Raw genomic sequence first — 12,469 nt, forward strand, 5'->3', positions numbered from 1 at the left:
GCTTTTTAGATTTGGTGTAGGAGAGTTGCCCAGCGTAAGAGGGTGAGGAGAGTAGGTGATCCCCATTTGCGACTCTCGTAGGAGGACCATTAAAAATGTTTACTCCAGAAACTTTTTCTGACAACAGGCCGATCCACGCGCCGGAGCTTTTGCAGACCAGTTTTGAGCGCCTGTGGTTGGAGGCGACCGAATCTCTCGATCAGATGATTGCTCTTAAGGTTGTGCAACTGGTGCGCCAAACTGTCGAAATTACCTATGCGATCGGCTATACCGACGGACGGCACACCTGTTTGAACCTGCCGCAGCTTACTTAGCAGTAGGCGCGGCGGTTGCGCTTGCAATCGTTTCTCTGGTGAGCGATACCAGGGGCGGGCTATCCTGGAAACAAACGCCCATTTGAAGGAGCACTCGCTATGACCTCTGCCACTCCGCCGCGTACCCGTCTGACGCGATTGGGCCACATCGCCGTGTGTGTGCAGGATGTCGAGCGGGCGGTCAAATTTTATACCGCCCTCGGCATGGAAGTGGCCTGGCAGGACGACGACTGGGCCTTCGTCAAGGCAGGCAGCGACGGTCTGGCGCTGCTTGGCCCCAAGTATGCCGCCGCCGGGCCGCACTTCGGCTTTGTGCTCGACGACGAGGCGGCCCTTGAGCAGTACTTCGCCCAGCTCAAGGCCCAGGGAGCGACGACCACGACCATCCATGCCCACCGCGACGGCACCAGTTCGTTTTACGCGCGGGATCTCGACGGCAATACGTTCGAGTTTCTTGCCCCCCGCACCCCAGAAGCGGCCCATCTGCTCGGCTGCGCCTGAGCGTTTTTCGGACATAATTGAGCACAGGCTGGGATCGCGGCACTCACTTCCCGATCCAGCAAATGCTCGGAGGGACAATGCTCAAAGGGTCGATCCTCTATCAATTGCGCGAGCAACTGGGCGCGGACCCGCCCTCCTTTGGCGTCTATTACAAGAACACCCTGGTCGCCCTCTGCCACGCCCTCGAAGATCACATCCTCAGTTGCGGCAGCCCGCCGCTGGTGCTCACTGCCTTTCAGCGCGGCAAGTGGTACGCCCAGGAGGCCAAGCGCTACCGGCAGATTGCCCAGCACAGCCGCGAAATCTTGATCATGGCAGTGCCGGACGCCGGGTTCCTGCAGCCGGACAACCCCGCCAACCTGCTGCAGCTGTCGCTCGACGAAGCGGACCCGGTCGCGGCGGAGTGGCACCTGCTGATTCTTGCCCCCAATTATGCGGCGATGGTGATGTGCCAGGAACTCTCCGATCGCGACTACGGCGAGGGCAACCTGCCCCAGCAGGATCTGGAGCGCAAATTCTACGGTTTCTGGACCTTCGAGGAACCGCTGGTGCTGCAGGCGGTCCGGATCGTCCTCGAACACGTCCGCAGCTACGATCCGGATTTAAGTGAGCGGCTGAAGGCCCAGGCGGAGGCGATTGTCCGTGAACCGGCGGCGACGCGCACCGATCTGAGCGGCGTGGTCGCCCGCGTCGTCACCTACCTGCAGACCAGCCAGCAACAACTCATCAACCTGAGCAAGCCCGCCGCTCCGGTCTGGGAAGCAGGCTCTGACCGGCTTGGAGGCAACCTCACCGCCAATCGTCTGCAGGCTTTTTTGCGCATGGCTCAGCGCATCGACGCAGGCGATCCGAGCAATCCGGATGCCTCGCTGCAGGTAAGCAACCTGGTCGAAACCCTCGGGCAGCTCATGCACCTGCCCTTTGGCCGCCTGAGACGGCTTCGCCTTGCCGCCCTGCTGCACCGCATCGGCCTCTCGGAGATCCCGGCGACCCTCATCGACCCCGATAGCCCCGCCACTTACCAGGCTTTTGCCCAGGCCGCCCAGTTCGGTTGCGAGCTGTTGCGATCGATGAACGAGCTGCGCACCGTCGCCCGCATCGTCGAACACCAGTGCGAGTGGTGGGACGGCAGCGGCGCACCCGAACACCTGGCAGGCGAGGAGATTCCGCTCGAATCGCGCATCCTGGGGCTGGTGAGCTACTTTCAAGAATGGCTGGTGCCGCGCGGCGAGAGGCCCGCCTGCACGCCCGCCGAAGCCCTCGCCCTGTGCGAAGCTGGAGCCGGTTCGCGCTGGGATCCGCAGCTTCTGGAGCACCTGGCCAATCTCGTGCGCCTGATGCAGGCAGGCATCTTGATCGAGCCGGGCCGGCCCCAGGTGAGCACCAGCCAGTGGCTGTTACTGGCCACCGATGCTCCGTCCACCAGCGCTTCGTGAGGCAGCATGGACAATCTAGAACAGATCAAAGCAGGACAGTGGCAGGATCTGCGCGGAGCCAACCTTGACGGCACCGATCTCGCTGGGGTCGTGCTCGATCAGCTCAACCTGGCCGGGGCGAATCTGGCCGGAGCCAACCTGGCCCAGGCTGTCCTGCGCTGCGAACTGTGGGGAGCGAACCTGGTCGGGGCGAATCTGGTAGAGGCCGACCTGCGCGCCGCCAACCTGCGGGGGGCGAACCTGATGAGTGCCACGCTCCGGCAGGCGACTCTCAGCGGGGCGAATCTGGCCGGAGCCAGCCTGGTGGGCGTCGATCTAAGCGGCGCAGACCTGACAGGAGCCGATCTGCGCGGAGCACGCCTCAGCGGTGCCAACCTGGCGGGAGCCGATCTGACCAACAGCGATCTGAGCGGCGCAGACCTGGAGGGGGCGAATCTCGAAGAAGCGAACCTTGCCCACGCCCTCATCGCCGCCACCAACTTCAGCAATGCCAATCTGCTCTGCGCGGTTCTCACCGGCACCGATACCCATAGCGCCATCTGGCAGGATGCCTGCTTGATCGGCACCCTGCTCGACGGTCAGGCAGATTGACCGGGGCATTGAAGATGAAAACCCCGATCGGCGAGATTATCAAAAATGGGGTTCTTTTCGACATGAAGAACTGGCGGGAGGGAACTCCTGATCCCGAGCAATTGCCCCAGGCTGTGGAAGCGCTTTTTGAGATTCTTACTGAGCGCCGGATCAACTATCTTATCTTTTAGTGGGCGGGGTAGCTCTGCTCAGCTACATCGATGGCCGCAACACCCAGGATATCGACTTTATTTTTGAAAGAGAAGCGCTAAGTAGACGAAGGCCATTAAATGTCAGCTCCAAGCAGCCCTACGTCCCTTGTAGCAAAAGAAAAACAAGACGAGCCTGCAACTGACTTCACCCATCCCGCCTGCCGCTGCTCCTGCCAGACTCCGTGATTGTCCTCGCTTATCCCCCCTGCAGCCCAGTTACAGTGAACCCCCCCTCTTCTTCCCTGCCCAGCGGGGGCAGGGGAGGAGAGCGGGGGGCAGGGGGGGTGTGGAGGGGTGGGGACGGTTTTAGAAGTACTCAAACTCCAGCCCAAAACCTGCTGCTTATTTAGCTTCGTCTACTTAAAACAAATCCTGGCCGGTATTCAGCACCGTATCCAGAGAAGCCAGCACAATTTCACCAGCAGATAAAGGTCGGACCATAAGGGGCCCCCAGCCCCCCGGCTTACAATTTTGGTGGTGTATCCCAAACTTCCAATAGCCGCAGGGTGTGGCCGTCGTCTAACTTGGAGCGCAGGTTTTCTACGTCTGCCCAGGTATCAAAGTCGCCCTGCATGGGCAACAGTCCGGCGCTCAAGTCTAGCGCCCGGCAGCGGTCGAGGGTTTTTGTCAGTAACTGATCGGTGGACATCGGCATATCGATAAAGAGGGGCTGGTAGGTGTTGAGGCCCACCAGACAATAGCCGCCGTCGAGGGCAGGGCCAAGGACGACCGGGTGCTCTACGAGCCGTTCTGCGGCCTTGCGAAGATAGGCGCTGCCCAGATGGGGGCTGTCGGAGCCGATGCACAGCAGTGGACGATGTTGACTCAGCACGAAGCGCACAGCGCGGTCGAGCCGTTCTGCCAGGTCTACGCCCTGCTGCTCGAACAGGCACACATCCTCTGGACAGTGGCGATCGAACCAGAGGCGCGGGCCGCTGTAGGCGAGGTAGCGATGGGCAGGCAGGGCGCGCACGAGGGTGAGGGTGTCCAGCAGCAGCGCCTCGTGCAGACAGGCGGCCTGCATTGGAGTGAGCGGCGGACACAGCCGCGTCTTCACCCGGCCCGCCTCGGGAGCCTTGGCCATAATGAGGATGGCGATCATGGTTGGCGATGTGTCCGGCGTCTCCATCATTATTCCTGTCTTAAACGAGGCCCGTTGTCTGGAGCGGACGTTGCGAGTGTTGCAATGGCTCGAACCGCCCGCTTATGAGGTGCTGGTGGTCGATGGCGGCAGCAGCGACGGCACCCCAGCCCTTGCCCGGCAGGCCGGGGTGGAGGTGATTACTGGCTGTGGCCGGGGCCGCTCGATTCAGATGAACGCTGGAGCGGAGGCGGCGAGCGGCGAAATTCTTTGCTTTTTGCACGCCGACACCTGGGTACCGGACGATCTGGTGGCGGTGATCGAGGCGACGCTTAAAGACAGGCGCGTCGCCTGCGCCGGCTTTATTTCCCTGATGGTGGGAGCTGAGAGCACGCGCTGGGGCATATCGCTGCACAACTACTTAAAGACGTACTACGCGCCGCTGCTTTTTCGCCCGCTGCTGTTCTGGCGGGGATTGCGTCTGCTGTTTGGGGATCAGGTGATTTTTTGCCGCCGCGCCGATTTTTGGGCCGCTGGTGGCTTCGATCCCCAGATTGCGATCCTGGAGGAGGCGGATCTGTGCCTGAAGCTGGTGCGCTTTGGCCGCATCCGCCAGATCAATCGGATCGTCCAGAGTTCGGACCGGCGGGTGGCCCGCTGGGGATCGATCAAGGCGACGGCAATCTACATGGCGATCGGTTTTTTATGGGGCATAGGCGTCTCACCGGCGTACCTGCAGACGTTCTACCGGGATATTCGATGACGACGGGCGGTTTGGGCTTCGCCGATCTGGAGGACTGGTATAGGGGGCCCCTTGGCGGGCGCTACCTGGAGCGCTGCTGGCAGGTGGCCCGAGAACTGCTCGAACCGCTGGCTGGAATACAAGTACTCGACGCCGGTTGTGGAGCGGGCCACTACAGCGAGCGGCTGGTAGAAGCGGGCGCACGGGTGCAGGGGATCGATCCGGACGCTGGGCTTGTGAAGCAGGCGCAGCAGCGCGTTCCCCAGGGCCAGTTCACCGTAGCCCCGATCGAACAGTTGCCCTTCGAGCCGGGACCATTTGAGCGACTGCTCTGCAGCAACGTCCTGGAATTTGTGGCCGACCCGGTAAGGGCTCTGGCCGAACTGCGGCGGGTGAGCCAGTCGAACGCCTGGGCAGTTGTGATCGTGCTTGCCGAACACAGCCTCTGGCAGTGGCAGCAGCAGCTTTTTCGGCCCTTCAGTACCCATCCGTATTACCAGGGACAGTTCTTCAGTGCGACGCGGCTCGAACAACAGAGCCGGGCGGCGGGCTGGCGTCTGGAGAAGTTGTTGCCGGCGGTGCAGTTCCCGCCCCTGCCCGTTGCGCCCCTACTTGATTGGAGTGAAGGCCATTTTGCCAACGCCTGCTGGGTGGCCCGTCTATGTACCGATTGAGGAATGCGCTGTGCTGGAACCGCCGATAGATACCTACGATCGGGCGCTAATCGCCAATGTCCATCCGCCCGACTGGGTGAACCCCGCGCCCGCCGACCGCTACAACCTCGTAGTCATCGGTGGTGGGACCGCCGGGCTGGTGGCGGCGGGCGGCACCGCTCTCCTGGGGGGCAAAGTCGCCCTCGTCGAGCGGGACTTGCTGGGCGGCGATTGCCTGAATACCGGCTGTGTGCCCTCCAAGACGCTGATTCGAGCCGCCCGCGCCGCCGCCGATGTGCGCGACGCCCACCAGTACGGAGTGAAGGTACCGGCGGGGAGTACGGTCGATTTTGCTGCGGTCATGGAGCGGCTGCGGCGGGTGAGAGCCGAGATTAGCCCCCACGACGCCGCTGCGCGCTTCCGCGATTGGGGAGCGGATGTCTTTTTGGGTGAAGCGCGCTTTACCGGCCCGGAGGCCGTGCAGGTCGGCGCGGTCCAACTGCGCTTTCAAAAGGCCATCGTCGCCACCGGGGCGCGGCCCGTCAGACCCAGGATTGAGGGACTGGCGGAGGCGGGCTTTCTCACGAGCGAAACGGTCTTTTCACTGCGGGAGCGGCCCGAGCGCCTGGCAGTGATTGGCGGCGGTCCGCTTGGCTGTGAGCTGGCCCAGGCATTTGCGCGCCTGGGTTCCCAGGTTGTGCTGTTGCATCGTCGAAGTCGCCTGCTCGATCGCGAGGCGGCTGAGGCAGCCCAGATCATCGAGGAAACCTTTGAGCAGGAGGGCATCCGCCTGCTTCCGGGCTGTGAGATTCTGCGGGTGGAGCGGACAGCAGATGGCAGGGTAATTCACTACCGCACAAGAGCGGGTACGGCCCAGGTGACAGTAGATGCGATCCTGGTCGGGGCTGGCCGCACCCCGAACGTCGAAGCGCTCGATCTGGAAGCGGCAGGGGTGGACTACGACCGTGAGGGTGTGAAAGTAGACGATTTTCTGCGCACGACGAACCCGCGCATCTACGCCTGCGGCGATGTCTGCCTCGCCCAAAAATTTACCCATCTCGCCGACGCCACGGCCCGCATCGCCATCCAGAACGCCCTGTTTTTGGGACGGCAACGGCTGAGCAGGCTTGTCATCCCCCGCTGCACCTACACCGACCCGCAGGTTGCGAGCGTCGGCCTGCCGTACCAGGAGGCACTGGAGCAGGGTTATGCCATCCAGACCCTGCGCGTCCCGCTAGAAGAGGCGGATCGGGCTCTCACCGACGGCGAGGTGGCGGGCTTCGCCCAGGTTCACCTGCACCAGGGCAGCGACCGCATCCTGGGAGCGACGATCGTCGCCCGCGAGGCCGGTGAGATGATTAGCGAAATCACCCTGGCGATGGTAGCGGGCCGGGGTCTGGGATATCTGGCAAAGGTGATCCATCCCTACCCCACCCAGGGGGAGGTGATCCGCAAGCTGGCGGATCTGTACAGCATGGAGCGCCTGCAGCGCTTCCGCAAGCTGACCGGGGGTTGGCTCAGCTGGCTGCGCCGCCGGTGAGAACCGGCATTTCAGAGCGCGCCTGATCGAGATGGCGGTCCAGCAGCGACTCGCTCAAACCCGTGCGCAGGTGCTGCCAGGGCAGCGTTGCGCCGTCCGGCCACTGGGCGTGGACGTAGTAATCGAGGGGCGGCAGCTGGCCTTTGAAATCTTTGAAGGCGCGGCGAAAACTCCCCAGGGTGCTGCCGTAGTGGCGGGTGCGCTCCAGCACCTGGGCAACGCGCCTGTCTCCCCGCGAAAGGAGCGCCTGGATTACCGACCAGTTGTAGCTCTCGGGCCGAAAGTCGATGCCCTGGGGCCGGAGGGCTTTTTGCAGCGACTGTAGTTTTTTTTCTGCTTTTGGATCGACGCCGTAGCGCTGAAAAGGCGTGTGGGCCTTGGGCACAAAGGTGCTGCAGCCAAAGCTGAGGCGCAGGCGCGGATTTTGCTTTTTAAGCCGAACCAGCAGTTCCGCCGTCGCGTCGAGGTCGCTCTGGATTTCGCCTGGAACGCCGCACATGCCGTAGAGCTTCAACCCCTGCAGCCCGGCAGCGGACGCGGTGGCAGCGGCGCTAAAGATTTCGTCGTTGCTGAGCTTTTTATTCACGATCCGGCGCAGGCGCTCGGAGCCACTTTCGATCGCAATCGTCACCGACTGGCTGCCGCGTGCGGCCAGGGTGCGGCAGAACTGGGGGCTGAGGGTGTTGGTGCGCACCGAGGAGACGCTGAGCCGCACATCGGCGTGTTCCGGGCGGGCCAGATAGTCGATGATCTGGGCAAACTGCGGATGCTGGGTAACGGACGCTCCCAACAGGCCGAGGCGGTTGGTCACCTGCAATCCCTTTTCGATCGCAGGCAACAGTCCGGTTTCGACATTTGCGCTCCGAAAAGGCAGCGTCAGATAACTCGCCAGACAAAAGCGGCACATCTCCGGGCAGGAGCGCGCCACCTCGACCATAAAGATGCCCGGCCAGGCGCAGCGCTCGGTCACCACTGCCGAGTGCGACAGTTGCCCGCCCCGAAAGGTGCGCCGCTCAAGGGTGGCTGGAATTCCCTCTACAACTGGCTCGATCCGCGCTTCGCCCTCCCGATAATCCCCCTCATAAAAAGCAGGCACGTAGACGCCCGGAATCTGGGCGAGGCGCAGTAACTTTTGCCGGCGCGAGGCGGTGCGCACCTGCTGATAAGCGGCAATTACCTCGGCAATCAGCTCCTCGCCATCTCCGAGCAAGAAAAAATCAAAAAAGAGGGCAAACGGTTCCGGATTGGCCGTAAAAACGGGGCCACCGCCGAAGACGAGCGGGTGCTCTTCCTCGCGCTCCGCTGCCCAGACAGGAATGCGCTGCTTTTCTAATAGAGCGAGCACATTGTCGTAGTCCAGTTCCCATGAAAAAGAAAAGCCAAACAACTCTGGCCGGGCCGGCAGCGTTTCGTGAATATCGGTAAAAAGTCGCGCCACCTCGACGCCCGGACAACTCGCCAGCAGCCGCCAGACCACCTGGTAGCCAAGGCTCGTGATCCCGATTTCGTAAGTATTTGGAAAGGCAAAGATGACCGGAACCGCGTCCGCGTCTCCAGCCGGCAGATCAAAGAGGCGAATTTCATCGGCGAACACCCCAAGATCCTAGCATCGGTCGGTAGCGAGTCCTCGTAGAGCCAAAGGTGAAAAGTCTTGCAAGAGCGCTTGACAAATAATTTGGCAGCGAAGGATACTGTTTGAGTCCTGAGCGTGCAGGTTTCCCAGATGTTAACGACGTCAAAATCTGCTTTTGTTCTAAAAAGAGCCTTGGCTGTTGGTTTAGCCATGAGTCTGCAGCTTCTTCAACCACTTTCATTGAAAGCGCAGAGTAATGATCTTTCGCTTGGGCAGGCATTTAACATGGGGGACATTACTGCCCCTAAGCGTTTTCGAGGAAATGTTGGATATGGGCGCACCAATCTCTGGCAGTTCAGCTTGCCTACCAATACCAATCAAGTCACAATCACACTCTCTGATGCAACCGAGTTCATAATGGCAGAACTTTTTCAAGACACAAACAACGATGGACGACTCCAACAGGAAGAAATCCTCTTTCAATGGGATAGGAACAATCCATCAATTACCTCTGATCTCGAGGCCGGAACTTATTACATTGTTACTAATAGCAGCAGCGGGAGAACAAACTATCAAATTACTCTGACAGGTGTTCCCAGACCTGCTGTACCGGCAGAAACACCCGGTCAAGAGTTAGCATCCGCTCTGGATTTGGGTAAATTCTCTGGAGTAACAAAGGTAACAGGTTTTGTTGGAAAAACCCATCCTCTCAGTTTTTATCGCTTTACTGCTGAAACCAACCTCGATAATTTTACGATGACGTTCTCGGGTTTGAACGCCTTGAGTACCTATATTTCAGCACTACTCTTTCGGGATTCAAACAACGATGGGCAGTATCAGCAGCAAGAAAGGCTGCTTTTTATTGATCGCAATAATCTTTCTTCTTCAACGGCTCTCGAAGCAGGCCCTTATTACATACTGGTTGATCATGGTTCTAGTAATTCTAATTACCAGTTGACACTGTCTGCAACCTCCCGGCCTGCATCCACCGCCGCTCCTGGTGCGGATCCTGAAACTGCTTTGAATCTAGGAACCTTGGGACGAACCGTGAAGATTACTGGGTATGTTGGGCAAACTCACCCAGTTAGTGTTTATCGTTTTCAACTATCTAGAGCCAGGAAGAACTTTTCCATTTCACTTTCTAAAACGTCTAGGTACATTGATATAGGTTTGTATCAAGATCGAAATAGCGACGGTCAGCTTCAACAAAATGAAAGATTGCTGGGCTTCGGTCTAAACCCATCTGCCTCGAGCGGCACGACAGGTAGTTTGCCTGTTGCACCTGCTGGTACTTACTATATTCAAGTTAATGCTGGCATAAATAACAGCAACTACCTTCTAACAATTGCACCTTGAAGTATTAAGGGACAGGATAGATAGCTACTCATCCGGCAGGTCGAAGAGAACTGTGCCCATGTAGCGCTCTGCCCAGTCTTCGCCAAAAGCTTTGACCAGGATGCGGCGGGTCTTGTCGTTTTTTTGTTGTTGCTCGCTGTAGTGGCGATGGCCAGAACGAATCTCAGCTTCTATTTCGGCGCTCACTGGTTCAGCTTGATTGGCCTGCTCGCAATAAAAGCGCAGGTACGCCTGGGAAATCTCGATAAATAGATCGGCTTCCGACTGGTTGACCAGGCGCGTAAACAGGCAGCGCGGCGAGAAGATCGTTCCCCAGGGGGGCAGATTGCGCAGTTCGCTAAAGCCATTGCGGCGCTGGTATGCGGGTTTGAGTCCTGAGAGGTACGGCTCGCCCAGCGGACCGCGCACGGGGGTGAGGTCGATGATCGCGGCACTCACGACGTGGGAGTTGGCGACGATGTCGGTGCCCAGGATCGGCAATTCGTACTGCGGACGGGGGTACATGACGCAGTGCAAAATATCGAGATCGCTGCCGACGGTGGCCAGCTCCAGGTGCAACTTGCGAAAGACACGGCTTTGATAGCAGCGGTTGGCGATCGTCAGCCGGTCGCCTTCGAGCTGGCCCTCGACGAAACCGAGATCGGCTGGCAGATGGTAAGGTTCCAGCTGCAGGTACGCCCCCCAGGTTGAAACCAGCAGATCAGCCAGTGAGCTGACCAGCGGGTGCAGGGGTTTGATCGTCTTCGCTTCCATCGCCATCGGTCGTAAACTCCGGTTGCATTCTGACATCTCGCTGCCGGCTGGGCCTAGAATTGGGGCAGCCTGTTCGCTAGTAAGCTCTGTTCTTCTTATCTTGAAGGATTATGCCTGAAACTTCATCTATGTTCGGGACGCTCTCGGGTGAATTTACCGAGCGGGCGCGGCGGGTGCTCGATGCGGCTCGCGAGGAGGCCCAGGGACTGGGCTACCAGTTTGTCAGTACCGAACATCTGCTGCTCGGGTTACTGGTAGAAGGCAGCAGTGAAGAAGCCCGCTTTCTGGTCGAAAAAGGCATAGTCCTGCCGGAGACGCGCCAGCTCATCGAGCGGATGATAGGCCGGGGACCGGGCTTGATCCCCAAGGAGATGCCCTTTACCCCGAGGGCGCGCTACGCCTGGGAGATCGCCTACGACCAGACCGAGCAACTCAAGCACTCTCACATCGACACCTGTCACATCTTCTTCGGATTGGTGCGCGAATGTTTGTTTGCAGGCAAGCGGGGCGGCGGGGCGGCGAGCGTCTTCCGGCACTTTGGCGTCGATCTGCGCGAATTCGAGGAACGTTCGCTGGTGCTGATGCGGGCCTTCGGTAGCGGAACGGGTGTCCCGGCTGCTGTGAAGAACCTGGGCAACGAGCGCATCGACGATGGGGCAGTCTCCGAGACGCTTACCGTGTTCCATGCGCCGGTGCCCGTCCCCGGTGAGGTTATCAGTTCACCGCCGGAACTGGCAGCAGGAGAAGTCCGCGCCCGGCTCATCGCAGCTCTGCTCAGCTTTGTCGAAGCGCACAAGCTGGGCAGCGTGGCGAGCAACGCTCCGATCTATGCAGGCAGCGATGTGCTGATGGTCGATGTGCTCTATTTTGGGCGCGAGCGCCGGGCCGGTGGCCGCTATCGTCTACCGGACCTGGCGGTGCTGGTGGCCGAGCCGCAGGCCGATCGCGCTCAGTCGGTGGCTGTATTGAGCGCCAAACTGCAGCTGCTATTCGAGCTGGGCGTTCGCTATGGCCTGCTTATCGATTCAGAGGGCGAGACTGTCAGGATCTTTGCTCCCCAAAAAGCCCCGGTTCTCCTCCAGGGCGAACAGATGCTGCAGTTGCCGGAACTGTTGCCAGGCTGGCAGATTCGCATCGATCAGCTCTGGTCCCGCGCGCTATAGCACCTGGCAGCATAGAGCGGTCACTCCTCCGAAGGAAGTAATTCATCCGGGGGAACTTGATCTTTGCGCTGAACCCCCTGCTCCGGGGCTGCACCTAAACGTAACGTGAACTGAGATGAAAGGTTGCCCATTGCGTGGGCTGCCTGACATCGAGCCGCAAAAAATAGCAGGAGACGATCGTATGATTCGCCAAATTGCCACCGCTGTGCTGGTGACGGTCTGCACCTTCGGGGCAGCAGCGCTGGTGTCAGCCCAGACGGAGACAACGACGACGCCCAACGGCACCCAGGTAACCGAGGGTCCGAACGGCGGCAAGGTGATCGAAGGCCCGAATGGCGGCAAGGCTTACACCGGCCCGAACGGAGGAACGATTTATTCCGGCCCCAGAGGTGGACAGGGCTACGTCGGCCCTGAAGGGGCCAGGGGCTACACTGGCCCGAATGGCGGCCAGGTGCGGGTCGGCGAGGAGGGCCGCAAGTACTACAACGGCCCGGCGGGTACCCAGGTCTACTCCGGCCCGCGCGGCACGGTAGTCGAAGGAGCACGGGGCCGGGAGCGCCGGATCCCGCGCTAAC

14 protein-coding genes are annotated in these 12,469 nt (G+C 60.3%); 11 read left to right on the top strand and 3 right to left on the bottom strand.

Annotated elements, in window-relative coordinates; translation table 11 throughout:
* Positions 1-95: 95 nt before the first annotated feature.
* The 5 genes from GKIL_RS01095 to GKIL_RS25130 all read left to right on the top strand — a co-directional run bounded on the left by GKIL_RS01095 (position 96) and on the right by GKIL_RS25130 (position 3,012).
* The gene (locus GKIL_RS01095) at positions 96-314 is read left to right on the top strand and encodes a hypothetical protein (protein WP_023171483.1); all 219 of its coding nucleotides are present in this window, start codon (positions 96-98) and stop codon (positions 312-314) included.
* Between the two features lie 99 nt (positions 315-413).
* Positions 414-815 (top strand): VOC family protein, encoded by a 402-nt coding sequence (locus GKIL_RS01100; protein WP_023171485.1) that lies wholly within the window; start codon positions 414-416, stop codon positions 813-815.
* 77 nt (positions 816-892) lie between these two features.
* Positions 893-2,251 (top strand): DICT sensory domain-containing protein, encoded by a 1,359-nt coding sequence (locus tag GKIL_RS01105; protein ID WP_023171486.1) that lies wholly within the window; start codon positions 893-895, stop codon positions 2,249-2,251.
* A 6-nt stretch (positions 2,252-2,257) separates the two neighbouring features.
* Positions 2,258-2,842 (top strand): pentapeptide repeat-containing protein, encoded by a 585-nt coding sequence (locus GKIL_RS01110; RefSeq protein ID WP_023171487.1) that lies wholly within the window; start codon positions 2,258-2,260, stop codon positions 2,840-2,842.
* A 14-nt stretch (positions 2,843-2,856) separates the two neighbouring features.
* Complete coding sequence (locus GKIL_RS25130; protein ID WP_023171488.1) at positions 2,857-3,012, top strand: hypothetical protein; 156 nt, start codon at positions 2,857-2,859, stop codon at positions 3,010-3,012.
* 484 nt (positions 3,013-3,496) lie between these two features.
* On the opposite strand, the gene GKIL_RS01120 is transcribed toward GKIL_RS25130, so the two are convergent.
* Complete coding sequence (locus GKIL_RS01120; protein ID WP_051382576.1) at positions 3,497-4,135, bottom strand: TIGR04282 family arsenosugar biosynthesis glycosyltransferase; 639 nt, start codon at positions 4,133-4,135, stop codon at positions 3,497-3,499.
* Between the two features lie 10 nt (positions 4,136-4,145).
* Between GKIL_RS01120 and GKIL_RS01125 the strand changes: the two genes are divergently transcribed.
* The 3 genes from GKIL_RS01125 to GKIL_RS01135 are packed head-to-tail and all read left to right on the top strand — an operon-like array spanning position 4,146 to position 7,049.
* Positions 4,146-4,877 carry a TIGR04283 family arsenosugar biosynthesis glycosyltransferase gene (locus GKIL_RS01125; RefSeq protein WP_144080449.1) on the top strand — a complete coding sequence of 244 codons (732 nt, stop codon included), beginning with the start codon at positions 4,146-4,148 and terminating at the stop codon, positions 4,875-4,877.
* A complete protein-coding gene (locus GKIL_RS22055; RefSeq protein WP_023171492.1) occupies positions 4,874-5,530 on the top strand; it encodes a class I SAM-dependent methyltransferase in 657 nt (218 codons plus the stop codon). Before GKIL_RS01125 ends, GKIL_RS22055 begins: the two co-directional genes overlap by 4 nt.
* Positions 5,531-5,540: 10 nt before the next feature.
* Positions 5,541-7,049, top strand: a complete 1,509-nt coding sequence (locus GKIL_RS01135; protein WP_023171493.1) for a mercuric reductase — start codon at positions 5,541-5,543, stop codon at positions 7,047-7,049.
* Here the strand turns inward: GKIL_RS01135 and GKIL_RS01140 are convergent.
* Positions 7,027-8,643, bottom strand: coding sequence for a B12-binding domain-containing radical SAM protein (locus GKIL_RS01140; RefSeq protein WP_023171494.1), 1,617 nt, complete (start codon positions 8,641-8,643; stop codon positions 7,027-7,029). The genes GKIL_RS01135 and GKIL_RS01140 overlap by 23 nt on opposite strands.
* A gap of 129 nt (positions 8,644-8,772) precedes the next feature.
* Here GKIL_RS01140 and GKIL_RS24420 point away from each other — a divergent pair, with 129 nt between their 5' ends.
* Entirely contained in the window at positions 8,773-9,978 is a 1,206-nt protein-coding gene (locus GKIL_RS24420) for a hypothetical protein (protein ID WP_023171495.1), read from the top strand.
* A gap of 24 nt (positions 9,979-10,002) precedes the next feature.
* On the opposite strand, the gene GKIL_RS01145 is transcribed toward GKIL_RS24420, so the two are convergent.
* Entirely contained in the window at positions 10,003-10,737 is a 735-nt protein-coding gene (locus tag GKIL_RS01145) for a phycocyanobilin:ferredoxin oxidoreductase (protein WP_023171496.1), read from the bottom strand.
* A gap of 122 nt (positions 10,738-10,859) precedes the next feature.
* On the opposite strand from GKIL_RS01145, the gene GKIL_RS01150 reads away from it, so the two are divergent.
* Entirely contained in the window at positions 10,860-11,894 is a 1,035-nt protein-coding gene (locus tag GKIL_RS01150; RefSeq protein WP_023171497.1) for a Uma2 family endonuclease, read from the top strand.
* Positions 11,895-12,075: 181 nt separating this feature from the next.
* Complete coding sequence (locus GKIL_RS01155; RefSeq protein WP_023171498.1) at positions 12,076-12,468, top strand: collagen-like domain-containing protein; 393 nt, start codon at positions 12,076-12,078, stop codon at positions 12,466-12,468.
* The last annotated feature ends 1 nt before the right edge of the window (position 12,469 follow it).

The sequence above is a fragment of the Gloeobacter kilaueensis JS1 genome, assembly GCF_000484535.1.
Taxonomy (GTDB): domain Bacteria; phylum Cyanobacteriota; class Cyanobacteriia; order Gloeobacterales; family Gloeobacteraceae; genus Gloeobacter; species Gloeobacter kilaueensis.

Bases quoted from the DNA above. Each gene is read 5' to 3' on its own strand.
- GKIL_RS01095 (WP_023171483.1), top strand. From the start codon at position 96: ATGTTTACTCCAGAAACTTTTTCTGACAACAGGCCGATCCACGCGCCG.
- GKIL_RS01100 (WP_023171485.1), top strand. From the start codon at position 414: ATGACCTCTGCCACTCCGCCGCGTACCCGTCTGACGCGATTGGGCCAC.
- GKIL_RS01105 (WP_023171486.1), top strand. From the start codon at position 893: ATGCTCAAAGGGTCGATCCTCTATCAATTGCGCGAGCAACTGGGCGCG.
- GKIL_RS01110 (WP_023171487.1), top strand. From the start codon at position 2,258: ATGGACAATCTAGAACAGATCAAAGCAGGACAGTGGCAGGATCTGCGC.
- GKIL_RS25130 (WP_023171488.1), top strand. From the start codon at position 2,857: ATGAAAACCCCGATCGGCGAGATTATCAAAAATGGGGTTCTTTTCGAC.
- GKIL_RS01120 (WP_051382576.1), bottom strand. From the start codon at position 4,135: ATGATCGCCATCCTCATTATGGCCAAGGCTCCCGAGGCGGGCCGGGTG.
- GKIL_RS22055 (WP_023171492.1), top strand. From the start codon at position 4,874: ATGACGACGGGCGGTTTGGGCTTCGCCGATCTGGAGGACTGGTATAGG.
- GKIL_RS24420 (WP_023171495.1), top strand. From the start codon at position 8,773: ATGTTAACGACGTCAAAATCTGCTTTTGTTCTAAAAAGAGCCTTGGCT.
- GKIL_RS01145 (WP_023171496.1), bottom strand. From the start codon at position 10,737: ATGGCGATGGAAGCGAAGACGATCAAACCCCTGCACCCGCTGGTCAGC.
- GKIL_RS01150 (WP_023171497.1), top strand. From the start codon at position 10,860: ATGTTCGGGACGCTCTCGGGTGAATTTACCGAGCGGGCGCGGCGGGTG.
- GKIL_RS01155 (WP_023171498.1), top strand. From the start codon at position 12,076: ATGATTCGCCAAATTGCCACCGCTGTGCTGGTGACGGTCTGCACCTTC.